This is a genomic window from Pseudomonas sp. TH10, from assembly GCF_016651255.1.
Classification (GTDB): Bacteria; Pseudomonadota; Gammaproteobacteria; order Pseudomonadales; family Pseudomonadaceae; genus Aquipseudomonas.
The window spans coordinates 34,831-57,799 of the sequence record NZ_JAEKEG010000014.1 but is presented as its reverse complement, the minus strand read 5'-3'; the positions used below and the strand labels follow the sequence as shown (position 1 = coordinate 57,799).

21 protein-coding genes and 3 pseudogenes are annotated in these 22,969 nt (G+C 58.4%); 5 read left to right on the top strand and 19 right to left on the bottom strand.

From position 1 onward, the window contains the following. Both JFT80_RS01815 and JFT80_RS01810 read right to left on the bottom strand, forming a co-directional pair. Positions 1-73 (bottom strand): annotated as a pseudogene (locus tag JFT80_RS01815) (response regulator transcription factor); the annotation flags it as partial. Between the two features lie 197 nt (positions 74-270). Further along, positions 271-1,014, bottom strand: coding sequence for a tRNA-uridine aminocarboxypropyltransferase (locus tag JFT80_RS01810; RefSeq protein WP_201146730.1), 744 nt, complete (start codon positions 1,012-1,014; stop codon positions 271-273). Between the two features lie 189 nt (positions 1,015-1,203). Between JFT80_RS01810 and JFT80_RS01805 the strand changes: the two genes are divergently transcribed. Continuing rightward, the gene (locus JFT80_RS01805; protein ID WP_201146729.1) at positions 1,204-1,626 is read left to right on the top strand and encodes a PA3611 family quorum-sensing-regulated virulence factor; all 423 of its coding nucleotides are present in this window, start codon (positions 1,204-1,206) and stop codon (positions 1,624-1,626) included. Here the strand turns inward: JFT80_RS01805 and JFT80_RS01800 are convergent, their stop codons facing one another. Next, complete coding sequence (locus JFT80_RS01800; protein WP_122837708.1) at positions 1,627-1,821, bottom strand: hypothetical protein; 195 nt, start codon at positions 1,819-1,821, stop codon at positions 1,627-1,629. Between the two features lie 367 nt (positions 1,822-2,188). On the opposite strand from JFT80_RS01800, the gene JFT80_RS01795 reads away from it, so the two are divergent. Beyond that, complete coding sequence (locus JFT80_RS01795) at positions 2,189-3,307, top strand: TIGR00730 family Rossman fold protein (RefSeq protein ID WP_201146728.1); 1,119 nt, start codon at positions 2,189-2,191, stop codon at positions 3,305-3,307. A 55-nt stretch (positions 3,308-3,362) separates the two neighbouring features. Here the strand turns inward: JFT80_RS01795 and recX are convergent, their stop codons facing one another. From recX to JFT80_RS01780, 3 genes are all read right to left on the bottom strand, one after another. Continuing rightward, the gene (recX, locus tag JFT80_RS01790) at positions 3,363-3,830 is read right to left on the bottom strand and encodes a recombination regulator RecX (protein WP_201146727.1); all 468 of its coding nucleotides are present in this window, start codon (positions 3,828-3,830) and stop codon (positions 3,363-3,365) included. Positions 3,831-3,838: 8 nt separating this feature from the next. Then, on the bottom strand, positions 3,839-4,891 hold the full coding sequence (recA, locus tag JFT80_RS01785; protein WP_201146726.1) for a recombinase RecA: 1,053 nt from the start codon (positions 4,889-4,891) through the stop codon (positions 3,839-3,841). An 83-nt stretch (positions 4,892-4,974) separates the two neighbouring features. Further along, positions 4,975-5,475 (bottom strand): CinA family protein, encoded by a 501-nt coding sequence (locus JFT80_RS01780; RefSeq protein WP_201146725.1) that lies wholly within the window; start codon positions 5,473-5,475, stop codon positions 4,975-4,977. A 240-nt stretch (positions 5,476-5,715) separates the two neighbouring features. Here JFT80_RS01780 and mutS point away from each other — a divergent pair, with 240 nt between their 5' ends. Both mutS and fdxA read left to right on the top strand, forming a co-directional pair. Further along, the gene (gene mutS, locus JFT80_RS01775; protein WP_201146724.1) at positions 5,716-8,298 is read left to right on the top strand and encodes a DNA mismatch repair protein MutS; all 2,583 of its coding nucleotides are present in this window, start codon (positions 5,716-5,718) and stop codon (positions 8,296-8,298) included. A 162-nt stretch (positions 8,299-8,460) separates the two neighbouring features. Next, complete coding sequence (fdxA, locus tag JFT80_RS01770) at positions 8,461-8,784, top strand: ferredoxin FdxA (RefSeq protein ID WP_064393166.1); 324 nt, start codon at positions 8,461-8,463, stop codon at positions 8,782-8,784. A 557-nt stretch (positions 8,785-9,341) separates the two neighbouring features. Here the strand turns inward: fdxA and rpoS are convergent. The 8 genes and pseudogenes from rpoS to JFT80_RS01730 all read right to left on the bottom strand — a co-directional run bounded on the left by rpoS (position 9,342) and on the right by JFT80_RS01730 (position 16,556). Beyond that, entirely contained in the window at positions 9,342-10,352 is a 1,011-nt protein-coding gene (gene rpoS / locus JFT80_RS01765) for an RNA polymerase sigma factor RpoS (protein WP_047299921.1), read from the bottom strand. 106 nt (positions 10,353-10,458) lie between these two features. Beyond that, positions 10,459-11,337 carry a peptidoglycan DD-metalloendopeptidase family protein gene (locus JFT80_RS01760; RefSeq protein WP_201146723.1) on the bottom strand — a complete coding sequence of 293 codons (879 nt, stop codon included), beginning with the start codon at positions 11,335-11,337 and terminating at the stop codon, positions 10,459-10,461. Between the two features lie 289 nt (positions 11,338-11,626). Next, a pseudogene (locus JFT80_RS01755) lies at positions 11,627-12,171 on the bottom strand (protein-L-isoaspartate(D-aspartate) O-methyltransferase). A gap of 41 nt (positions 12,172-12,212) precedes the next feature. Beyond that, positions 12,213-12,962: a 5'/3'-nucleotidase SurE gene (surE, locus tag JFT80_RS01750; RefSeq protein ID WP_201146722.1), complete on the bottom strand. Its 750-nt coding sequence runs from the start codon at positions 12,960-12,962 to the stop codon at positions 12,213-12,215. Then, positions 12,950-14,008 (bottom strand): tRNA pseudouridine(13) synthase TruD, encoded by a 1,059-nt coding sequence (truD, locus tag JFT80_RS01745; protein ID WP_201146721.1) that lies wholly within the window; start codon positions 14,006-14,008, stop codon positions 12,950-12,952. Before truD ends, surE begins: the two co-directional genes overlap by 13 nt. Next, entirely contained in the window at positions 14,005-14,478 is a 474-nt protein-coding gene (ispF, locus tag JFT80_RS01740) for a 2-C-methyl-D-erythritol 2,4-cyclodiphosphate synthase (protein WP_201146720.1), read from the bottom strand. The genes truD and ispF overlap by 4 nt, the downstream gene beginning before the upstream one ends. A gap of 54 nt (positions 14,479-14,532) precedes the next feature. Continuing rightward, the gene (gene fghA / locus JFT80_RS01735; RefSeq protein WP_201146719.1) at positions 14,533-15,378 is read right to left on the bottom strand and encodes an S-formylglutathione hydrolase; all 846 of its coding nucleotides are present in this window, start codon (positions 15,376-15,378) and stop codon (positions 14,533-14,535) included. Positions 15,379-15,443: 65 nt separating this feature from the next. Beyond that, positions 15,444-16,556, bottom strand: a complete 1,113-nt coding sequence (locus JFT80_RS01730; RefSeq protein ID WP_201146718.1) for an S-(hydroxymethyl)glutathione dehydrogenase/class III alcohol dehydrogenase — start codon at positions 16,554-16,556, stop codon at positions 15,444-15,446. A 117-nt stretch (positions 16,557-16,673) separates the two neighbouring features. On the opposite strand from JFT80_RS01730, the pseudogene JFT80_RS01725 reads away from it, so the two are divergent. Continuing rightward, positions 16,674-17,569, top strand: a pseudogene (locus tag JFT80_RS01725) (LysR substrate-binding domain-containing protein). Between the two features lie 52 nt (positions 17,570-17,621). On the opposite strand, the gene ispD reads toward JFT80_RS01725, so the two are convergent. From ispD to JFT80_RS01700, 5 genes are all read right to left on the bottom strand, one after another. Then, positions 17,622-18,329: a 2-C-methyl-D-erythritol 4-phosphate cytidylyltransferase gene (ispD, locus tag JFT80_RS01720; RefSeq protein WP_201146717.1), complete on the bottom strand. Its 708-nt coding sequence runs from the start codon at positions 18,327-18,329 to the stop codon at positions 17,622-17,624. After that, positions 18,326-18,604: a cell division protein FtsB gene (gene ftsB, locus JFT80_RS01715; RefSeq protein ID WP_008028992.1), complete on the bottom strand. Its 279-nt coding sequence runs from the start codon at positions 18,602-18,604 to the stop codon at positions 18,326-18,328. Before ftsB ends, ispD begins: the two co-directional genes overlap by 4 nt. Positions 18,605-18,776: 172 nt before the next feature. Beyond that, positions 18,777-20,066: a phosphopyruvate hydratase gene (gene eno, locus JFT80_RS01710; RefSeq protein WP_201146716.1), complete on the bottom strand. Its 1,290-nt coding sequence runs from the start codon at positions 20,064-20,066 to the stop codon at positions 18,777-18,779. Between the two features lie 156 nt (positions 20,067-20,222). Beyond that, positions 20,223-21,068, bottom strand: a complete 846-nt coding sequence (gene kdsA / locus JFT80_RS01705) for a 3-deoxy-8-phosphooctulonate synthase (protein ID WP_201146715.1) — start codon at positions 21,066-21,068, stop codon at positions 20,223-20,225. Positions 21,069-21,073: 5 nt separating this feature from the next. Continuing rightward, positions 21,074-22,705: a CTP synthase gene (locus JFT80_RS01700; RefSeq protein WP_187679145.1), complete on the bottom strand. Its 1,632-nt coding sequence runs from the start codon at positions 22,703-22,705 to the stop codon at positions 21,074-21,076. Positions 22,706-22,969 lie beyond the last annotated feature (264 nt).

Here is a 22,969-nt window from a genome sequence, read left to right as displayed (position 1 = left end):
GGGTCAACGCCTGATGCAATGCGCTACGGAACAGTGGGTGGTCATCGGCAATCAGGATTTCGTATGTGGCCATTTTTTAAATGATCCTGTTTTTCAAACAACTCGAGGTACAGCCACGGAGCTGCACCAACAGGGCACGTTCAACGCCAATCACAAGCTAAAACGGCGTCTCAAACCTTGGCCGCGCCCCAATCGGCGCCAAGCATGCCCAGCGGAACCGGGGTGGTCAAGGTGCATGGCCAGTACAGATCTTTACAGTATGGGCGACAATCAGCCCAAGGCAGCATAACCGCTGTGCACGAAGGGCATCAGCTCGGCATGCGCGGGGGTAGAAACATTCATGTCCAGCTGGTGCTTGGCATCGAGGTAGTGCTGGCTGAACACGTCGAAATAAGCGTCCAGTGCCGACGCGGCCGCCACATCGCCGGCCAGATCCAGACACAGCGCCGCCACTTCGGCGGTGCACAAGTGCTCACTGCGGGTTGAACGGCGCAAGCGGTAGCGCGAGAGCTTGTCGGGCAGCAGGCTCAGGATCGGCAAACTGTCGAAGTGCGGGCTCTTGCGGAAGATCTTGCGAGCTTCGGTCCAGGTCGCGTCCAGCAGAATGAACAGCGGACGTTTGCTGCTATCGGCGGCGACTGCGTTGGTCACCCGCGAAGGTTCGACGTATTCGCCGGGAAACACCAGATAGGGTTGCCATTGCGGATCGCTGAGCAGCGCCAGCATCTGCGCGTCGGGCTCAGTGCGCGACCAGATGAATGCGTGGTTATCGCGCACCACGTCGGCAATCAGCCAACCGGTATTGCTCGGTTTGAACACTTCCTTGCCGGTCATGATCAGGCACACGCCGGAACGGGTTTCGACGGTAGGTCGCCAGGCGCATAGGCAATGGCTGATGATGACGCGACAGTCGCGGCAACGCTCGGAGCGAAAGCCACGGGCCTGAATCGGCTTGATGCCTTCATCTTCGCGCTGATCGCGCAGACGGGCGACAGCGTTGGGGGCATGGTTCATCGCAGGCAACGCCGGCAGACAGGAAAACTCGACACGAACAACACTCGGCAAGGCAATAAAGGCCAGCAGTTTACCAGAGCGACGGGCACAAGCCTGTACCGTCCAGACCGGCTCCCCTATAATTCGCCGCCACTGAACGCACAGCCCCGAGGCTGGTCGAACCACCAGTCACCGAATCAGGAGAGTTTCATGCTGCGCCTTATCGTTCCCACCGCTGCCATTCTGCTGGCGTCGTCCTTCACCGCTCAGGCTGCCTCGCTGAGTGAGCAGAATCTGAACCGCGAGCTGCGCAATGTCGCCGCCCAAAGCAGCGTCGGCACGCCACGCGCAATCAATGAAGACATTCTTGATCAGGGCTACACCGTTGAAGGTACTCAACTGATCAATCATCTGAGCGTGCAAAAGAGCCACGCCGACAAGATGCGTGCTGACCCTAAAGCCGTGTATTTCCAGTTGGGAGCCTCGGTGTGCAACAACCCTTCGTTCCGCAAACTGATGGCCAAAGGCGCGATCATGCGTTACGACTTCACTGAAGTGAAAACCAACAAAGCGATCGGCTCCGCCAGCTACCAGGAATCGGATTGCCCGAAAGTAAATCAAAAGAAAAAGTGATCATCGGGAATTAGCGCGTCGCTGTTCGTCATCGGCGCGCAATTCCGCTACAAGTGCCTGCAAGTAACGCGAGCGACGCTCGCCACCTGCAAGACGCCGGCAGCACTCTTCCTCAAGACTCAAATGGTTGGTCTCGGCTGATACCTTGAGCAATCGATACAGCTGCGTATCGATTTCCAGAATGACCTTGGTCATAGTTCCCGCCTCCCTGCCCTTTCGCCCCAACTGCGCGATAAATCCTTTGAGTTACCTGTACCGTGCGTCTTGCCCTTGCGCAAAACGGTCGCGTCACGCCTGTAAGTAAGTAAATCAGAGCGCTGAACTCTCGGATCAGGTTCAGACGAGTGGTGAAATCACTTCTCGAATCGCTAATAAGCGATTGCCAGGAAAGACGTTGCGGCGCAATGATCAAGTCAGCGCGAATCCTCGCCAGAGACTAGATTTAGAGTAATCACCACTACATCTTTGGGCCGGGAAGGAGCCGCCCGTCATGGATTTTTGAAGTTGCGAACGTTTTTTTCATTCACCGAAAAAACCAGAGCCCGCACGCAAGGAGAAGTTAATGCCTTACCAACCGAATGACCTCCTTAGCCGTCATTTTGCAGAAAGCGGTCCTGACCTCATCAACCAGGTCGAAGAACAACTCAACCGTGTTTCCCCCAACAGCCTGAACATTCCGATCTACCGCGACATGATCCTCACCGTGCTGCGAATGGCACAGGAAGACCACAACCGCTGGAACGCCAAGATCACCCTGCAAGCCCTGCGCGAACTGGAACAAGCCTTTCGAGTACTGGAGAAATTCAAGGGGCGACGCAAAGTCACGGTGTTCGGCTCGGCGCGCACGCCGGTCGAGCATCCGTTGTATGCCATGGCACGAGAACTCGGCGCCGCATTGGCGCGCTCGGACATGATGGTCATCACCGGAGCCGGAGGCGGCATCATGGCCGCCGCGCATGAAGGCGCTGGCCGCGATCACAGCCTTGGGTTCAACATCACCCTGCCCTTCGAACAACATGCCAACCCGACTGTCGACGGCACTGGCAATCTGCTGCCGTTCCACTTTTTCTTCACGCGCAAGCTGTTCTTTGTCAAAGAGGCCGACGCGCTGGTGTTGTGCCCCGGCGGTTTCGGCACGCTGGATGAGGCGCTGGAGGTGCTGACCCTGATCCAGACCGGCAAAAGTCCGCTGGTGCCGGTAGTTTTGCTGGATGTACCGGGCGGCACGTTCTGGCAAGGCGCGATGGATTTCATCCGCCAGCAGTTGGAAGACAACCATTACATCCTGCCGACCGACATGAAGCTGATGCGTCTGGTTTATACCGTCGAGGAGGCGGTAGAGCAGATCAACCAGTTCTACAGCAACTTCCACTCCAGCCGCTGGCTCAAGCGGCAATTCGTGATCCGCATGCATCACAAGCTCAGCGATCAGGCGCTTGAGCACATGCAGGAGTCTTTCGCCGATCTGTGCTTGAGCGACCAGTTTCATCAACATGCCTACAGTGGCGAGGAACACGACGAAGCGCAGTTCAGCCATCTGGCGCGGTTGGCCTTCGCTTTTAATGCACGCACTCACGGGCGTCTGCGGGAGTTGATCGATTACATCAACCTGCCGGAAAACTGGGCTGACTCCAGACCGCAAACAGCACAACGCAGTCGCGAGCCGTCAAAGGCAATTTGAAGGCAAAAAAAAACGGCCCGCTATTTTCATAGCGGGCCGTTTTTGTTGAATCGTTTTAATCGTCCATGCCGCGACCGCTGAACAAGCGGTTGATCATCTCCATCGAAAAGCCCCGATAGGCGAGGAACCGGCCCTGCTTGGCCCGTTCTTTGGCATCGATTGGCAAATGTCCGGAAAACTTGCGCTGCCACGTATCCTGAAGCTGCTGCTGCCAACTGATACCGCTTTCGCGCAGGGCGAGTTCGATATCGGCACGTTGTAAACCGCGCTGGCTCAACTCCTCGCGAATCCGCAAAGGGCCATAACCGGAACGGGCACGGTAGGAAACAAAGCTTTCAAGGTAACGCGCTTCGGAAAGCAGCCCTTCTTCCGTCAGACGGTCGAGTGCAGTGTCGATCATTTCAGGTAGAGCGCCGCGCTGACGCAGCTTACGCGTCAGCTCGACTCGACCATGCTCGCGTCGAGCGAGCAGGTCCATTGCGGTTCGCCGCACTGCGACGAGTGTATCGAGTACGGCGGTCATCGGATCAATCAAACATCTACATCAACCAGGTCATCTGCTTTCACCCGATCTGCCAACGCTTTAACGTCTGGTGCCGGAGTCAGCAGCTTGTCACGCAGTTGCTTCTCGAGCTTCGCAGCGATTTCCGGGTTATCCGCCAGGAACTTGGCCGAGTTGGCCTTGCCCTGACCGATCTTGGTGCCTTCATAGGCATACCAGGCGCCGGACTTCTCGACGAAACCATGCAGTACGCCCAGGTCGATCATCTCGCCGTTGAGGTAGATGCCCTTGCCGTAAAGAATCTGGAACTCGGCCTGACGGAACGGCGAAGCCACCTTGTTCTTCACAACCTTGACGCGAGTTTCGCTGCCGACCACTTCGTCGCCTTCTTTCACCGCGCCGGTACGGCGGATGTCGAGACGAACAGAAGCGTAGAATTTCAGAGCGTTACCACCGGTGGTGGTTTCCGGACTACCGAACATCACGCCGATCTTCATACGGATCTGGTTGATGAAGATCACCAGGCAGTTGGCGTTCTTGATGTTACCGGTAATTTTACGCAGCGCCTGGGACATCAGACGGGCTTGCAGGCCCACGTGCATGTCGCCCATTTCGCCTTCGATTTCAGCTTTAGGCACCAGTGCTGCCACGGAGTCGACGATGATCACGTCAACAGCGTTGGAACGCACCAGCATGTCAGTGATTTCCAGAGCCTGTTCGCCAGTGTCCGGCTGGGACACCAACAGGTCGTCGACGTTAACGCCCAGCTTGCCGGCGTACTCAGGGTCGAGGGCGTGTTCGGCGTCGACGAATGCGCAAGTCGCGCCAGCTTTTTGAGCTTGGGCGATCACGGACAGTGTCAGTGTGGTTTTACCGGAGGATTCAGGACCGTAGATCTCAACGATACGGCCTTTTGGCAGGCCGCCGATGCCGAGAGCAATGTCCAGACCCAGAGAGCCAGTGGAGATAGCCGGGATCGCCTGACGGTCTTGATCGCCCATACGCATCACGGCACCCTTGCCGAATTGACGTTCGATCTGACCCAGGGCCGCAGCCAAGGCTTTCTTCTTGTTGTCGTCCATTAAAGTCCTCACGTAATCAATAAGGCCTGACGGCCAACACCTGTATAAGTAGCCAGTATTATTCCACAGCGTTCGCGGATCGCCTACCCCTGATTTTCGATTTCTCGTGCCGCTAGTCGCAGGAGCCCCTCTAGCGCGGCCTTCACCGTTTGTCGGCGGACTTCGTCGCGGTTACCGGGGAAGTGTTGGACCTCACTGGAAACCAGGTCACCCACGCCCCAGGCCAACCAGACGGTGCCCACCGGTTTGCTTGGAGAACCACCGTCGGGCCCGGCAACGCCGCTGACCGCGACGGCAAAAGTCGCCCGGCTTTTCTCCTGGGCGCCCCTGACCATGGCCTCGACCACCTCGCGACTGACCGCGCCTACGGTGGAGAACAGCTCGCCAGGCACATTCAGCTGTTCGGTTTTCTGCCGGTTGGAGTAAGTCACGTAACCGGCTTCGAACCATGCCGAACTACCGGGAATCCGGGTAATTGCCTCGGCGATCCCGCCGCCGGTGCACGACTCGGCGGTCGTGACATGAGCATTGAGCACCTGCAGGCGTCTGCCAAGTTCAGCGGCGAGCTGGGTGATTTCTTTCACGGTCATCTCCTTGTCGGGCGGGATAAGCACTACCGTACACGAGCCAATTACGCTTGCAAGGCGCGCCCCCCATCAAAAATGTGAGGAAATGCGCGGTGTGTGCGGGGTTGGAACTGCATCGCAGGGCTTTCACTCCTGCGGCGGGCGGACCGCCCATGGTAACCTTGCGCCCATCGCGGAAAAGCCCGGCGGTTGCCCCGCTTTTGCCCTACATTTTTTAACGAGTTGCCTGACAATCCGATGAATAAAGCGCTCTCCGACCTGTCCTCCCACACGCCAATGATGCAGCAGTACTGGCGCCTGAAAAACCAGCACCCCGACCAGCTGATGTTCTACCGCATGGGCGACTTCTACGAGATCTTCTATGAAGATGCGAAGAAAGCCGCCAAGTTGCTGGACATCACCCTGACCGCGCGCGGGCAGTCTGCAGGACAAGCGATCCCCATGTGCGGGATTCCTTACCACGCGGCGGAAGGTTACCTGGCGAAACTGGTAAAGCTTGGCGAGTCGGTGGTGATCTGTGAGCAGGTCGGCGACCCGGCCACCAGCAAAGGGCCCGTGGATCGCCAGGTGGTGCGGATCATCACGCCGGGTACGGTCAGCGACGAAGCGTTGCTGGATGAGCGCCGCGACAACCTGATTGCCGCGGTGCTGGGAGACGAGCGCCTGTTTGGCCTGGCCGTGCTGGACATCACCAGCGGCAGCTTCAGCGTGTCGGAAATCAAGGGTTGGGAGAATCTGCTGGCGGAACTGGAGCGGATCAACCCGGTTGAGTTGCTGATCCCGGATGACTGGCCAAGGGACCTGCCGGCGGAAAAGCGCCGTGGCGTCAGTCGTCGCGCTCCGTGGGATTTCGAGCGCGACTCGGCGCTGAAAAGTCTCTGCCAACAGTTTTCCACCCAGGACCTGAAAGGCTTCGGCTGCGAGAACCTGACCCTGGCCATCGGCGCCGCCGGTTGCCTGCTGGCTTATGCCAAGGAAACCCAGCGCACCGCACTGCCCCACTTGCGCAGCCTGCGCCACGAACGTCTCGATGATACTGTCGTGCTCGACGGTGCCAGCCGACGCAACCTGGAACTCGACACCAACCTGGCCGGCGGCCGCGACAACACCCTGCAATCGGTGGTCGATCGTTGCCAGACCGCCATGGGCAGTCGTTTGCTGACCCGTTGGCTGAACCGCCCGCTGCGTGACCTGACCGTATTGCTGGCGCGCCAGACCTCGATCACTTGCCTGCTCGACGTCTATCGCTTCGAGAAGCTGCAACCGCAGCTCAAGGAAATCGGCGACATCGAGCGAATTCTCGCGCGAATCGGCCTGCGCAATGCGCGCCCTCGTGACCTCGCACGTCTGCGTGACGCCCTAGGCGCGCTGCCTGAACTGCAGGTGGCGATGGCTGAACTGGAAGCGCCACACCTCATTCAACTGGCCGCGACCACCAGCACCTACCCGGAACTGGCCGCGTTGCTGGAAAAGGCCATCATCGACAACCCGCCGGCGGTTATCCGTGACGGCGGCGTGTTGAAAACCGGCTATGACAGCGAACTTGATGACCTGCAATCCCTGAGCGAGAACGCCGGGCAATTCCTGATCGATCTGGAAGCGCGGGAAAAAGCCCGTACCGGCCTGTCGCACTTGAAAGTCGGCTACAACCGCATCCACGGCTACTTCATCGAACTGCCGAGCAAGCAGGCAGAGTCGGCGCCGGCCGACTACATCCGTCGCCAGACGCTGAAAGGTGCCGAGCGTTTCATCACCCCTGAACTGAAAGAGTTCGAAGACAAGGCGCTGTCGGCCAAGAGCCGCGCTCTGGCGCGCGAGAAAATGCTTTACGAAGCACTGCTGGAAGATTTGATCAGCCAGTTGCCGCCCTTACAGGACACTGCCGCCGCGTTGGCCGAACTGGACGTGCTGAGCAACCTCGCCGAGCGTGCGCTGAACCTTGACCTGAATTGCCCGCGCTTCGTCGAAGAGCCGTGCATGCGCATCACCCAGGGTCGCCACCCGGTAGTCGAGCAAGTGCTGACCACGCCGTTTGTGGCCAACGACCTGAGCCTGGATGACAACACGCGCATGCTGGTGATTACAGGTCCGAACATGGGCGGTAAATCCACCTACATGCGCCAAACCGCATTGATTGTGCTGCTCGCGCACATTGGCAGCTTCGTGCCGGCGGCCGCCTGTGAACTGTCGTTGGTTGACCGCATCTTCACCCGTATCGGTTCCAGCGATGATTTGGCGGGTGGCCGTTCGACCTTCATGGTTGAAATGAGCGAAACCGCGAACATCCTGCACAACGCCACTGAACGCAGTCTGGTGCTGATGGACGAAGTCGGACGCGGCACCAGCACCTTCGACGGTCTGTCGCTGGCGTGGGCTGCCGCCGAGCGCCTGGCGCATCTGCGCGCCTATACTCTGTTCGCGACCCACTATTTCGAACTGACCGTGTTGCCGGAAGCCGAGCCATTGGTGGCCAACGTGCACCTCAACGCCACCGAGCACAACGAACGCATCGTGTTCCTGCACCACGTACTGCCGGGGCCCGCCAGCCAAAGCTATGGCCTGGCGGTTGCGCAATTGGCCGGCGTGCCCAGTGAAGTGATCGTGCGTGCGCGTGAGCACTTGAGCCGACTGGAAGACACCGCGTTGCCGCATGAGGCGCCTAAACCCGCCGCCAAGGGCAAACCGGCAGCGCCGCAGCAAAGTGACATGTTCGCCAGCCTGCCGCACCCGGTGCTCGACGAACTGGCGAAAGTGGATCTGGATGACATGACCCCACGCCGTGCGCTCGAAATGCTCTATGCACTGAAGAACCGGATATAAGCACTAAAGAAGCGGATATAACGCAAACGGCTTCAAGCTGTTAGAATCTCGCGCGGTTTGGGATGCTGCTGGCTACAGCCAGGCCTGCAGACTATCGCTCCCAAACCTGGCGACCCCAACGTGAAGGGGCTCCGCTGCCGCCGCCTGAGGAGAAAATTAGAAATGACCTTCGTCGTCACCGACAACTGCATCAAGTGCAAGTACACCGACTGCGTAGAAGTGTGTCCGGTGGACTGCTTTTACGAAGGCCCGAACTTCCTGGTGATTCACCCGGATGAATGCATCGACTGCGCCCTGTGCGAACCAGAATGCCCGGCCGTGGCAATTTTCTCCGAGGATGAAGTTCCAGAGGATATGCAGGAATTCATTCAACTGAACGTTGATCTGGCTGAAATCTGGCCGAACATCACCGAGAAGAAAGAATCGCTGCCGGATGCCGAAGAGTGGGATGGCGTCAAAGGCAAGATCAAAGACCTCGAACGCTGATCTGTCCCGCGCTCGAATCAAAAGGCCCCTTGCGGGCCTTTTTTTTGTCCATAAAAGATCGCAGCCTGCGGTAGCTCCTGTATGAGCTGACTTTTCTGCGGACAAAAAAAGGGGCGGTTTGACCCGCCCACATTTTTTCCCTATTCCCTGTATTCCTTTTCATCGTCCTGATGAATCGCGTCCTGCGATGTCCATTCCCCTCATCCTTGAAGGGCGTGTCTGTCCGTCGACACAACCCAGATATTAAAGAGTTCCCTGTCATGAGCAACGGCCCGAATACGCTTGGAGGCACTGTCATAAGCACTTCACATTAAAAAATAAACAGTTAAATCAATAGGTTAGATAGGACCAACGTGAAGAGTGGACTTCTGCCGCAGGCTAAAAATAACGAACACTTACGGAAGAGTAAGCAAAGGCTTACATCGCGAGACTACACCTTGGACACTTTCGTAAAAACTGACGAACGCCATTCCCTGTAGGAGCTGCCGGGGTTTACCTGCAGGTAACAAAAAGCCCCGAACCAGTCGGGGCTTTTTGCGGGCGGTCGTTTGAGGCGCTTACTGGAACAGCGACTCGCTCGACAGGCCATTCTTCTCAAGGATTTCACGAAGGCGCTTGAGGCCCTCTACCTGGATCTGCCGCACCCGTTCCCGGGTCAGGCCGATCTCCAGGCCTACATCTTCGAGCGTGCTGCTTTCGTGGCCGCGCAGGCCGAAGCGGCGGATGACCACCTCGCGCTGCTTGTCGGTCAGTTCGGACAGCCATTGATCGATGCTCTGCGACAGGTCGTCATCCTGCAACAGTTCACATGGATCGGTTGGGCGATCATCTGTAAGGGTGTCCAGCAGGGTTTTATCCGAATCCGGACCCAGCGAGACGTCGACCGAAGAAACCCGTTCATTCAGACCAAGCATGCGCTTGACCTCGCCTACCGGTTTTTCCAGCAGGTTGGCGATTTCTTCGGGTGAAGGTTCGTGGTCGAGCTTTTGCGTCAGCTCTCGTGCAGCGCGCAGGTACACGTTGAGTTCCTTGACTACATGAATCGGCAACCGGATGGTCCGGGTCTGATTCATGATCGCGCGCTCGATGGTTTGACGTATCCACCAGGTCGCGTAGGTCGAGAAGCGGAAACCGCGTTCAGGGTCGAACTTTTCCACCGCGCGGATCAGCCCAAGGTTGCCCTCTTCGATCAGATCCAGCAGCGACAGCCCCCGATTGACATAACGCCGGGCGATTTTCACCACCAGGCGCAGGTTACTTTCAATCATGCGTTTGCGCCCGGCCGGATCGCCACTTTGCGACAAGCGCGCAAAATGAACTTCTTCCTCCGGGGAGAGCAATGGGGAAAAGCCGATTTCGTTGAGATACAACTGCGTGGCATCAAGTGCACGCGTGTAGTCGATGTACTTGTGTTGTTTAAGTGAGGCGGATTGTTTGGATTTGGAACGAACGGAAGGTGGAGCAGCCCCTTCATCATTCGACATCGAAGATTCCGAATCGATGCCGGCCTCCATAAGGAGAACCTCATCGTCGATGTCAAACTCCGGCACTTCTTTACTGAGAGCCATTGTTATAGTCCTTTGGTGAGTTCGACCCCAAGCTCAAGCGACGCCTCTATCCTTGGCAGCGCTGGAGCCTGTCCCCTCTACGTGACGGAACAGGCTGGCTTACAAATCAACGTCTTGGCAGGAACTGCAACGGATCCACAGGTTTACCTTGGCGGCGAATCTCAAAATGCAGTTTCACCCGGTCTGTACCCGTTGACCCCATTTCGGCAATTGTCTGTCCGACCTTGACCTGCTGTCCCTCCCGAACCAACAGCCTGCGGTTATGGCCGTAGGCACTGACGTAGGTTTCGCTGTGTTTGATGATGACTAATTCGCCGTAGCCCCTTAAGCCACTCCCGGCGTAAACCACCGTCCCATCAGACGCAGCTAAAACAGGCTGTCCCAAATCTCCGGCGATATCAATTCCTTTATTCAAACTACCGTTTGAAGAGAATTTTCCAATCAGAATGCCATTAGATGGCCATCCCCAGCCGGTCGGGGCTGGCCCTGCCGGAGGCAGTGGAGCGGGGGTTTGCTTGTTGGCGACGGACGGTATAGCGCCCGCAGAACCGCCCGCAGAACCCGTGGTGGTAGTGGTCGTGGTGCCATTTGCCTGGCGTCGGATTACCGTTGTTTTGCTCGACGAAGAAGGTGAAGAACTGGCGCCGCTCACCACTGCTGTCGACGTTGAACCGGTGCGGCCATCAAAGCGAATTGTCTGACCCGGATGGATCGTATACGGCGTAGGAATATTGTTCCGGGCAGCGAGGGCTTTGTAGTCCCAGCCGTAGCGAAAAGCGATCGAAAACATCGTATCGCCCGGACGGACTACATATTGCCCGGTCGTTACCGCAGGACGCTGCGCGACCGCGTTGCGATCGACCACTCGAACGTTACTCGATTTGGTGCTGGAGCAACCCACCAGCAAGGTGCTCAAGACAAGGCCAGTCACCAGGCGCTGAAAGCTCGTGTTACCCATACGCTGCGCAATGACTGTGAGACTCACCCGCCGCTCCCTTTGTGGTGGCTGAAAAATTTGGAATGCCGGTTTTCGGCATGACGTGTCGCAAGTATAACGGGCCGATTCGGCTTTACCTTAGTGAACTACCGCACACGTTTGCTCACTGACGATGAATCTGTTTAACCCGATGTTGCCGCTGTAAGACATGAGCAATCGAATAGAATTCAGCGCGTTTAAACAAATGCTCAGGCAAGCGGCCCGTTCAACAACGGCACGAACCGGACAGCACCCAGTACATGCCTGGAAAAACCCTGTTCCTCGCGGACGATCAGCATCAATTGCTGGACCTCCCCGAGCCGACAGGGATCACCAGGCGTCCACCCGGCGCCAACTGGTCGAGCAACGCCTGGGGTACATCTGTCGCGACCGCCGTGACGATTATTCCGTTGTAGGGCGCCAGCGCCGGCCAGCCTTCCCAGCCGTCCCCCAGCGAAACACCACATTGCGCAGGTTCAATTCGACCAGGCGCTCCTTGGCCCGGTCCTGCAGGACCTTGATGCGTTCCACCGAGAACACTCGCTCGACCAGCTGCGACAGCACCGCCGTCTGATAACCCGAACCCGTGCCAATCTCGAGGACCTTGTCCAGCGGCCCCGCTTCCAGCAGAAGCTCGCTCATGCGCGCGACCATGTAAGGCTGGGAGATGGTCTGGTTATGGCCGATCGGTAACGCCGTGTCTTCATAAGCGCGGTGTGCCAGTGCTTCATCGACAAACAGATGACGCGGTGTACGACGAATCACCTCCAGCACCTTGGCGTTGGAGAGGCCCTCGTCATACAGACGCTGGATCAGGCGCTCGCGGGTACGCTGGGAAGTCATGCCGATGCCGCGCCGCAGAATGTCGTCGTGCTCACGAGCCATTAGCGCAGGCCCTCCAGCCAGCCATCAAGATTTCTGAAGGCGTCATTGAAGGTTCGGTCCAGTTGCAGTGGAGTGATCGACACATAGCCTTGCACCACTGCGTGGAAATCCGTACCCGGGCCACCGTCTTCGGCGTCCCCGGCAGCTGCAATCCAGTAACCGGACTTGCCACGCGGGTCGACCACTTTCAGCGGTGCCGCAGCCCGGGCGCGATGGCCGAGGCGGGTCAGCTGAATGCCGCGAATGTGATCGAGGGGCAAATTCGGAATGTTCACGTTCAGCACCGTGCGCGGGGGCAGGTCGAGGTCAGCGTGGGCTTCTACCAGTTTGCGCGCAAAGTAAGCCGCTGTGGGAAGGTTCTCCGTCTGCCGGGAGACCAGGGAGAACGCGAAGGAAGGACGCTCCAGGAATCGTCCTTCCAGAGCCGCAGCAACCGTTCCGGAATACAGCACGTCGTCCCCAAGATTGGCGCCCAGGTTGATCCCCGAAACCACCATGTCCGGCTGGCGCTCCAGCAGGCCGTTGAGGCCCAGGTGCACGCAATCGGTAGGCGTGCCATTAAGGCTGATGAAGCCGTTGGCCAGGTATTGCGGGTGCAGCGGACGGTCGAGCGTCAGCGAACTGCTGGCGCCGCTTTTGTCCTGCTCCGGGGCGATAACCACGCATTCGGTGTAATCCGCCAGCGCAGCATAAAGCGCGGCGAGACCGGGTGCGGTTACCCCATCGTCGTTAGAAATCAGAATACGCATGGGCTGTCCGTCTGCCCCACCGGCACCAGATCAACGAGTTCGCGCACCAATACGGTGGCGAAGCATCCGGCCGGGAGGACGAATTCCAGTTGCAGAATGTCAGGCTGGGGATAATGCCACGTCAATCCGCCAATGGGCAGCCGCAGGATGCGACGTTCATGGCTCATGCCGGCATGAATCAACCAATCGCGCAGCTCTGCATGCTCGGCGGCGATCCCCTGCTCCAGATCATGGACAGCGCCTGCGGTCGGCGAGTCACCTTCGCCCCACTGCGGGCCGGTCGGATGCAGGTCGAGAATGGCCAGACGCGGGTCGCTGCATTCAGCTTCACCGGCCGGGAAAAAGCTGCGGCTGTCGGTGAATGCCAGCAGATCGCCGACTTGTGCCTTTTGCCAGGTGCCATCGGCGACCCGCGCCGCCAGCACCTGATTGAACAGAAAACTACGCGCTGTCGAGAGCAGGCGCGAACGCACATTGCGTTGCTCCGGCAATGCCTTGCGCGCCGCCCACGCACGCGCATCAACGACGTTGCCGCCATCATGGCCAAAACGCTGGGCGCCGAAATAATTGGGAATGCCTTGTTTGGCGATCAGTTGCAACCGCTCTTCGATGGCGGCTTTGTCGCCATTGAATTGAGTCAGGCGCAGCGTGAAGCCGTTGGCCGAATGCGCACCGCGTTGCAGCTTGCGCTTGTGTCGGGTGGTCTTGAGGATCTTCAGCGTGTCGTTTTCCGCTGCCGACAGATCGGGATCAGCCTTGCCCGGCAACTGCACGCTGAACCACTGACGGGTCAGCGCCTGACGATCCTTGAGGCCGGCGTAACTGACGGTACGCAACGGCACGCCGGCAGCCTTGGCGATACGCCGTGCCGCTTCCTCGGTGTTCAGGCCACGCTTCTCGACCCAGATCCACAAATGTTCGCCGTCACCGCTGAACGGGATGTCGAGAACTTCATCGACCTGAAAATCTTCAGCAATGGCTTTCAGTACCGCGCTGCCGAGGGGTTCGCCATAGGCCCGCGGGCCGAGCAATTGCAGTTCATTCATGCGCGCAGCAACAAGGCAACGGTGTGCACGGCAATGCCTTCTTCGCGACCGACAAAGCCAAGCTTCTCGGTGGTGGTAGCTTTCACGTTCACTTGATCCAACTCAACTTGTAGATCCGCAGCGATCAGCGCGCGCATCGATTCGATATGCGGGGCCATTTTTGGCGCCTGGGCGACGATGGTGTTGTCGACGTTGCCGACTTTCCAGCCTTTGGCGTGGATCAGCGCGACCACATGACGCAATAGCGCACGGCTGTCGGCGCCCTTGAATTGCGGGTCGGTGTCCGGGAAGTGTTTGCCGATATCGCCCAGCGCAGCAGCGCCGAGCAAGGCATCACTCAAGGCGTGCAGCAGGACGTCACCGTCGGAGTGAGCGAGCAGCCCGAAGCTGTGTGCGATGCGCACGCCGCCCAGAGTAATGAAATCGCCTTCAGCGAAACGGTGCACATCATAGCCGTGGCCAATACGCATAAAAAAAACGCCCCGATTTTTGTCAGGGCGTGATTCTACCTGCTTTGCAGCACATTAGGCGTTTAGAGCACGCCCGTGATGCTGCAAGTGGTCGTCTATGAAGCTTGAGATGAAGAAATAGCTGTGGTCGTAGCCCGGTTGCAGGCGCAACGTCAGCGGGTGGCCCGCCTGTTTTGCCGCTTGTTGCAGTGCCTCGGGTTTGAGCTGGGTGGCGAGGAAGTCGTCACGATCACCTTGATCGACCAATAGCGGCAGCTTTTCATCCGCGTCGGCGATCAGCGCGCAGGCATCCCACTCCTTCCACTTCGAACGGTCTTCGCCCAGGTAACGGGAAAATGCCTTCTGACCCCACGGGCAATCCATCGGATTGTTGATGGGCGAAAATGCCGACACCGATTGATAACGCCCCGGATTACGCAATGCGCAGACCAGCGCGCCATGGCCGCCCATGGAGTGGCCGCTGATGCTGCGTTGGTCCGACGCAGGGAAATGCGCTTCAACCAGTGAAGGCAATTCCTGCACGACATAGTCATGCATCCGATAGTGTCGCGACCAAGGTTCCTGCGTGGCATTCAGATAGAACCCGGCGCCAAGGCCGAAATCCCATGCGCCATCCGGATCGCCCGGCACATCCGCGCCGCGTGGACTGGTGTCCGGGGCGACGATGATCAAACCGAGTTCAGCCGCCATGCGCAGGGCGCCGGCCTTGTGCATGAAGTTCTCATCAGTGCAGGTCAGGCCCGACAACCAGTACAGCACCGGCAGCTTGCCGCCCTGCTCTGCCTGCGGTGGCAGATAGACAGCGAACACCATGTCGCAACCGAGCACATCGGAACGATGGCGATAACGCTTGTGCCAACCGCCAAAACTCTTCTGACAGGAGATATTTTCCAGACTCATGTAAAGACTCCTACGCGGTCACGGCAACACGCCTTCACGACGTGTCGCCATATCCCGGCGATTGATCAGAAATGAATGACGGTACGGATGCTCTTGCCTTCGTGCATCAGGTCGAACGCCTTGTTAATGTCTTCCAGACCCATGGTGTGGGTAATGAAAGTATCCAGCGGAATCTCGCCGCTTTGCGCCATGTCGACGTAGCTTGGCAACTCGGTACGACCGCGCACGCCGCCGAATGCCGAACCGCGCCAGACGCGACCGGTGACCAACTGGAAAGGACGCGTAGCAATTTCCTGACCGGCACCGGCCACACCGATGATCACCGACTCGCCCCAGCCTTTGTGACAGCACTCAAGCGCCGCGCGCATCAGTTGAACATTGCCGATGCACTCGAACGAGAAGTCGACGCCGCCGTCCGTCATGTCGACGATCACTTCCTGGATCGGACGATCGAAATCTTTCGGGTTCACGCAGTCGGTTGCACCGAGTTGCTTGGCGATTTCGAACTTGGCCGGGTTGATGTCGATAGCAATGATCCGGCCGGCCTTGGCTTTGACCGCACCGATGATCGCAGACAGACCGATGCCGCCCAGACCGAAGATAGCTACGGTGTCACCTGGCTTGACCTTGGCGGTGTTGAGCACCGCACCGATACCAGTGGTGACGCCACAGCCCAGCAGGCAGACCTTTTCCAGCGGCGCGTCTTTAGAGATCTTGGCCACGGAAATTTCCGGCAGCACGGTGTATTCCGAGAATGTCGAAGTACCCATGTAGTGGAAAATCGTCTCGCCCTTGTAGGAAAAACGCGAAGTACCGTCCGGCATCAGGCCTTTGCCCTGGGTTGCACGAATGGCCTGACACAGGTTGGTCTTGCCCGACTTGCAGAATTTGCACTGGCCGCATTCCGGGGTGTACAGCGGAATGACGTGATCGCCGACAGCAACCGAGGTCACGCCCTCGCCGATAGCCTCAACGATGGCGCCACCTTCGTGGCCGAGGATCGACGGGAAGATGCCTTCCGGGTCAGCGCCGGACAAGGTGTAGGCGTCGGTGTGGCAAACCCCGGAAGCCACCACGCGCAGCAACACTTCACCGGCCTTGGGCATGGCGACATCGACTTCTACGATTTCCAGCGGCTTTTTGGCCTCGAAGGCAACGGCGGCGCGCGACTTGATCATGCTGACTCTCCAGTGAATTCATTGAATAAAAAAACCAGACAAGGAGTGTAATACATGGCCAGACGATGAATAATCTGGCCAAAAGCAAAACATTATTGCCATACAGGGATAATCCCGATGTCCGAAAATCGCTGGGAAGGCATTGACGAGTTCGTCGCCGTCGCCGAATGCAGCCAGTTCACCGCTGCGGCCGAACGCCTCGGGGTTTCTTCCTCCCACATCAGTCGACAAATCGTACGACTGGAGGAGCGTCTGCAGACCCGCCTGCTGTATCGCAGTACCCGGCGGGTAACGTTGACTGAGGCCGGCCAGACGTTCCTGCAACATTGCCAGCGCTTGCAGGATGGTCGCGAGGAAGCATTGCGCGCCGTCGGCGACCTGACCAGCGAACCGAAAGGCATGTTGCGCATGACCTGCGCGGTGGCTTACGGCGAGCGATTTATCGTGCCGCTGGTGACAAGGTTCATGGGGCTGTATCCCCAATTGCGCATCGATATCGAATTGAGCAACCGCCAACTCGATCTGGTGCATGAAGGGCTGGATCTGGCGATTCGACTGGGCCGACTGCAGGATTCGCGGCTGGTCGCCACTCGGCTGGCGCCTCGGCGCATGTACCTGTGTGCATCGCCGTCCTACGTCGAACGCTACGGTCGCCCACACAGCCTGTCTGAACTGAGCCGGCATAATTGCCTGATCGGCAGTTCCGACCTGTGGCAACTGGAGCAGAACGGGCGAGAGTTTTCCCAGCGGGTGCAGGGCAACTGGCGCTGCAACAGTGGGCAAGCGGTGCTGGACGCAGCGTTACAGGGGTCGGGTTGTGTCAGTTGCCGGACTATTACGTGCTGGAGCATCTGCACAGTGGTGCGCTGATTTCGTTGCTGGAGGCGCATCAGCCGCCGAATACGGCGGTGTGGGCGCTGTATCCGCAGCAGCGGCATCTGTCGCCGAAGGTGCGCAAGTTGGTGGATTTTCTTAAGGAAGGGTTGGCCAAGAGGCCCGAGTATCGGGGTTGATGGTTTGAAGATCAAAGATCGTCCGAAGGCTCGGGCCGCGTTCAGACGATCTTTAGCGCCGGTGAGCCCAACGCTGACGCAACCACTCCAGATCTTCGGGGCGGGTAACCTTTAGATTGTCGGAGCGACCTTCAATCAGACGCGGCGCCAACCCCGCCCACTCCATCGCCGACGCTTCATCGGTGATAACTGCATCTGCCACCAGGCTGTCAGCCAGCGCACGATGCAGTGCACCCAGGCGAAACATCTGCGGCGTATACGCCTGCCAGATCACACTGCGATCTACGGTTTCAACCACACGCCCCTGCTTGTCGACCCGTTTCAACGTATCGCGCGCCGGCACCGCCAGCAGCCCACCGACCGGATCATCCGCCAGTTCACTCAGCAACTTATCGAGATCATCACGGGCCAGGTTCGGTCGAGCGGCGTCGTGTACCAGCACCCAATCTTCATCATCAGCGCCCAATGCATGCAGGTGCAGCAAGGCATTGAGCACCGAGCCTGAACGCTCGGCACCGCCCTCAACCCGCTGAATACGCGGATCGCTGGCGCTCGCCAGGTTCGGCCAATAAGGATCATCGACAGCAAGACTGACCACCAGGCCTCGGAGGCTCGGGTGATCGAGGAAACAGCCGAGGCTGTGTTCGAGAATTGTGCGCCCGCCCAGTTGCAAGTACTGCTTGGGACGGTCCGCGGCCATTCGGGCACCGACGCCCGCGGCAGGAATCACGGCCCAGAAGGCCGGCAGAGAATTGATCATTGGGCCAACTGGTAAAGGGTTTCGCCGTCCTTGACCATGCCCAACTCGTGACGAGCCCGTTCTTCAACGGTCTCCATGCCTTTTTTCAGCTCACTGACTTCAGCGTCCATCACTCGGTTGCGCTCCAGCAAACCCTCGTTCTCAGCGTGCTGATCGGCGATCTGCTGAGTCAGCTCGGCCACTTGCGCCAGGCTGCCATTACCCACCCAAAGGCGGTACTGCAGGCCAGCCAGCAACAGGAGCAAAACGAGAAACAACCAATTGGGACTGCGCATCGAATATCAGGTATCCAGTGAAAAAAGACAGCCACGCTAAAACTTTGAAGCATCTGATAGCACGAAGCCTGGAAAGATCCAGGCTTGTGCTGTTAAGGCATCAGATTAGTGGCAAATCCATCGCTGTCACGACTTTTTCGACACAATCCGGTGTCCTTTTATCAGTTTCCGCTTAACCGCGGAATTCGCTACGACCGTTGTATTTGGCTTTGCCATTCAACTGCTCTTCGATACGCAGCAGTTGGTTGTACTTGGAAACGCGGTCGGAACGGCACAGCGAACCGGTCTTGATCTGGCCAGCCGAGGTGCCCACAGCCAGGTCGGCGATGGTCGAATCTTCGGTTTCGCCCGAACGGTGCGAGATCACCGCGGTGTAACCGGCAGCCTTGGCCATCTGGATGGCTTCCAGGGTTTCGGTCAGGGTGCCGATCTGGTTGAACTTGATCAGGATCGAGTTGGCGATCTTTTTATCGATGCCTTCTTTCAGGATCTTGGTGTTGGTCACGAACAGATCGTCGCCGACCAGTTGGATTTTCTCGCCGATCTTGTCGGTGAGGACTTTCCAGCCAGCCCAGTCGGATTCATCCAGGCCATCTTCGATGGAGATGATCGGATAGCGCTCGGTCAGGCCTTTCAGGTAATCAGCAAAACCTTCGGAGGTGAACACATGCCCTTCACCGGCCAGGTTGTATTTGCCGTCTTCGTAGAATTCGCTGGCCGCGCAGTCGAGTGCCAGGGTCACGTCGGTGCCCAGCTTATAACCGGCGTTGGCCACAGCTTCCGAGATCACTTTCAAAGCGTCTTCGTTGGACGCCAGGTTGGGTGCGAAACCCCCTTCGTCGCCAACGGCAGTGCTCAGGCCGCGGGCCTTCAGCACAGCTTTCAAGTGATGGAAAATCTCGGTGCCCATACGCAGACCTTCCGAGAAAGACTTGGCGCCAACTGGCTGAACCATGAATTCCTGGATGTCGACGTTGTTATCGGCGTGCTCGCCACCGTTGATGATGTTCATCATCGGAACCGGCATCGAGTACACGCCAGGTGTGCCGTTCAGGTTGGCGATGTGAGCGTACAGTGGCAGGTCCTGGTCCTGTGCAGCAGCCTTGGCCGCAGCCAGGGAAACGGCGAGGATCGCGTTGGCGCCCAGGGAACCTTTGTTTTCAGTACCGTCGAGCTTGATCATCGCGTGATCCAGGGCTTTCTGGTCGCTTGGGTCGGTGCCCAGTAGCAGATCGCGGATCGGACCGTTGATGTTGGCTACCGCTTTGAGCACGCCCTTGCCCAGGTAACGGCTCTTGTCGCCATCACGCAGCTCGAGCGCTTCACGCGAGCCAGTGGATGCACCGGACGGCGCGCAAGCGCTGCCGATGATGCCGTTGTCGAGAAGCACGTCCGCTTCCACGGTGGGATTGCCACGGGAGTCGAGAACTTCACGACCTTTGATGTCGACGATTTTTGCCATTGTTGTAAACACTCCAAAGTTGACGAAAACGACGCAGCTAGAGGAAATCTTTTTACCGTCGGCAAGTGGTGTGCAGCGGGCAGCTTGCAGACGACAACGCACATGCCCGAGGGCATGTGCGACAAATCGTGCGGTACTTTACCGGAGAATTGAGTGTTACGCGGTTTCTACCGTCGGAAAACTCTTCACCAGTTCGTCCAACGCTTTGAGCTGGGCCAGGAATGGCTCCAGTTTGTCCAGACGCAAGGCGCAAGGGCCGTCGCATTTGGCATTGTCCGGATCCGGGTGAGCTTCGAGGAACAGACCGGCCAGCGCCTGGCTCATGCCAGCCTTGGCCAGATCCAGAACCTGCGCACGGCGACCGCCAGCGGAGTCGGAACGACCGCCAGGCATTTGCAGCGCGTGGGTCACGTCGAAGAATACCGGATACTCGAACTGCTTCATGATGCCGAAGCCGAGCATGTCGACCACGAGGTTGTTGTAGCCGAAGCTCGAACCACGCTCGCAGAGGATCAATTGATCGTTACCCGCTTCCACGCACTTGTTCAGGATGTGTTTCATTTCCTGAGGGGCGAGGAACTGGGCTTTCTTGATGTTGATGACTGCATTGGTCTTGGCCATCGCAACGACCAGATCGGTCTGGCGCGACAGGAAGGCCGGCAGTTGAATGATGTCGCAGATTTCAGCGACGACCGCGGCCTGCTCAGGCTCGTGAACGTCGGTGATGATCGGCACGCCGAAGGCTTGTTTGATGTCCTGGAAGATGCGCATGCCCTCTTCCAGGCCAGGACCACGATACGAGGTCACAGAAGACCGGTTGGCCTTGTCGAAACTGGCCTTGAACACGTAAGGGATACCGAGTTTCTCGGTGACCTTCACGTACTCTTCGCAAACCTGCATGGCCATATCGCGGCTTTCCAGCACGTTCATGCCGCCGAACAGCACCATGGGTTTGTCGTTGGCAATCTCGATGTCGCCGACGCGGATGATCTTCTGTGCCATCGGGTTTACGCCTTCTTCTGGTGTTGAGCCAACGCTGCTTTGACGAAACCGCTGAACAGCGGATGGCCATCGCGTGGTGTAGAAGTGAACTCAGGGTGGAACTGGCACGCGACGAACCATGGATGATCCGGTGCTTCAACCACTTCAACCAAGGCCGCATCAGCGGAACGACCGGAGATTTTCAGGCCGGCTTCGATGATTTGTGGCAGCAGGTTGTTGTTCACTTCGTAACGGTGACGGTGACGCTCGACGATCACGTCCTTGCCGTAGCAATCGTGCACCTTGGAGCCGGCTTCGAGCAGGCAATCCTGAGCGCCAAGGCGCATGGTGCCGCCCAGATCGGACGTTTCGGTACGCACTTCAACGGCGCCGGTCGCGTCTTCCCACTCGGTGATCAGACCCACAACCGGGTGGCCGCTGGCGCGGTCGAACTCGGTGGAGTTGGCGTCTTTCCAGCCCATCACGTTACGGGCAAATTCGATGACCGCCACTTGCATGCCGAGGCAGATGCCCAGGTACGGAACCTTGTTTTCGCGAGCGTATTGAACGGCAGTGATCTTGCCTTCCACGCCACGCAGACCGAAGCCGCCCGGTACGAGGATCGCGTCGACACCTTCGAGCAGCGCAGTGCCCTGATTTTCGATGTCTTCGGAATCGATGTAACGCAGGTTGACCTTGGTGCGGTTGCTGATGCCGGCGTGACTCATCGCTTCGATCAGCGACTTGTAGGCGTCCAGCAGTTCCATGTACTTGCCGACCATCGCGATGGTCACTTCGTGCTCCGGGTTCAGCTTGGCGTCAACCACCGCTTCCCACTCGGACAGATCAGCGCTGCCGCATTGCAGACCGAAACGCTCAACGACGAAATCGTCCAGACCCTGCGAGTGCAGAATGCCCGGGATCTTGTAGATGGTGTCTGCGTCTTCCAGCGCAATCACCGCACGTTCTTCAACGTTGGTGAACTGGGCGATCTTGCGACGCGACGAGATGTCGATCGGATGATCGGAACGGCACACCAGCACGTCTGGCTGCAGGCCGATCGAACGCAGCTCCTTGACCGAGTGCTGGGTTGGCTTGGTCTTGGTCTCGCCAGCAGTGGCGATGTACGGCACCAGCGTCAGGTGCATCAGCATCGCGCGCTTGGCGCCGACTTCGAAACGCAGTTGACGGATGGCTTCGAGGAACGGTTGCGATTCGATGTCACCGACGGTGCCACCGATTTCAACCATCGCCACGTCAGCGTCACCGGCACCCTTGATGATGCGGCGCTTAATTTCGTCGGTGATGTGCGGAATCACCTGGATGGTTGCACCCAGGTAGTCACCACGGCGCTCTTTGCGCAGCACGTGCTCGTAGACACGGCCCGTGGTGAAGTTGTTGTTCTGGGTCATGGTCGTGCGGATGAACCGCTCGTAGTGGCCCAGGTCCAGGTCGGTCTCGGCGCCGTCGTGGGTGACGAACACTTCACCGTGCTGGAACGGGCTCATGGTGCCCGGGTCAACGTTGATGTACGGATCCAGCTTCAGCATGGTGACCTTAAGTCCCCGCGCCTCCAGGATGGCTGCCAATGAAGCCGATGCAATGCCTTTCCCCAAAGAAGAAACAACACCGCCCGTGACGAATATGTAGCGCGTCATGAAAAACCCTAGAAGTCTGCGTTAAAGCGGTCCGAGCCGCCGGGGAAAGCGAAGGAAGGCCGAAGCCCCCGATCACCTGCATTAATCACAGTGCACCTTTCAAAAAAACCGCCGCGTTGGGACAGACCGGCAGTGGAAACACCGGTACGTTGCTCGCTACACATTTTTTGGAATCGCCCAGCAAAGACTGCTTGGTAATCGGCAACTCCTGCAATTCAGGCGAATCCACAGAAGTTGTATCAAGAAGGGAGCGTAGTCTACCGG

Coding starts and splice junctions, on each gene's coding strand:
- JFT80_RS01810 (WP_201146730.1), bottom strand. CDS start 1,014: ATGAACCATGCCCCCAACGCTGTCGCCCGTCTGCGCGATCAGCGCGAA.
- JFT80_RS01805 (WP_201146729.1), top strand. CDS start 1,204: ATGCTGCGCCTTATCGTTCCCACCGCTGCCATTCTGCTGGCGTCGTCC.
- JFT80_RS01800 (WP_122837708.1), bottom strand. CDS start 1,821: ATGACCAAGGTCATTCTGGAAATCGATACGCAGCTGTATCGATTGCTC.
- JFT80_RS01795 (WP_201146728.1), top strand. CDS start 2,189: ATGCCTTACCAACCGAATGACCTCCTTAGCCGTCATTTTGCAGAAAGC.
- recX (WP_201146727.1), bottom strand. CDS start 3,830: ATGACCGCCGTACTCGATACACTCGTCGCAGTGCGGCGAACCGCAATG.
- recA (WP_201146726.1), bottom strand. CDS start 4,891: ATGGACGACAACAAGAAGAAAGCCTTGGCTGCGGCCCTGGGTCAGATC.
- mutS (WP_201146724.1), top strand. CDS start 5,716: ATGAATAAAGCGCTCTCCGACCTGTCCTCCCACACGCCAATGATGCAG.
- fdxA (WP_064393166.1), top strand. CDS start 8,461: ATGACCTTCGTCGTCACCGACAACTGCATCAAGTGCAAGTACACCGAC.
- rpoS (WP_047299921.1), bottom strand. CDS start 10,352: ATGGCTCTCAGTAAAGAAGTGCCGGAGTTTGACATCGACGATGAGGTT.
- surE (WP_201146722.1), bottom strand. CDS start 12,962: ATGCGTATTCTGATTTCTAACGACGATGGGGTAACCGCACCCGGTCTC.
- truD (WP_201146721.1), bottom strand. CDS start 14,008: ATGAATGAACTGCAATTGCTCGGCCCGCGGGCCTATGGCGAACCCCTC.
- ispF (WP_201146720.1), bottom strand. CDS start 14,478: ATGCGTATTGGCCACGGCTATGATGTGCACCGTTTCGCTGAAGGCGAT.
- fghA (WP_201146719.1), bottom strand. CDS start 15,378: ATGAGTCTGGAAAATATCTCCTGTCAGAAGAGTTTTGGCGGTTGGCAC.
- JFT80_RS01730 (WP_201146718.1), bottom strand. CDS start 16,556: ATGATCAAGTCGCGCGCCGCCGTTGCCTTCGAGGCCAAAAAGCCGCTG.
- ispD (WP_201146717.1), bottom strand. CDS start 18,329: ATGATCAATTCTCTGCCGGCCTTCTGGGCCGTGATTCCTGCCGCGGGC.
- ftsB (WP_008028992.1), bottom strand. CDS start 18,604: ATGCGCAGTCCCAATTGGTTGTTTCTCGTTTTGCTCCTGTTGCTGGCT.
- eno (WP_201146716.1), bottom strand. CDS start 20,066: ATGGCAAAAATCGTCGACATCAAAGGTCGTGAAGTTCTCGACTCCCGT.
- kdsA (WP_201146715.1), bottom strand. CDS start 21,068: ATGGCACAGAAGATCATCCGCGTCGGCGACATCGAGATTGCCAACGAC.
- JFT80_RS01700 (WP_187679145.1), bottom strand. CDS start 22,705: ATGACGCGCTACATATTCGTCACGGGCGGTGTTGTTTCTTCTTTGGGG.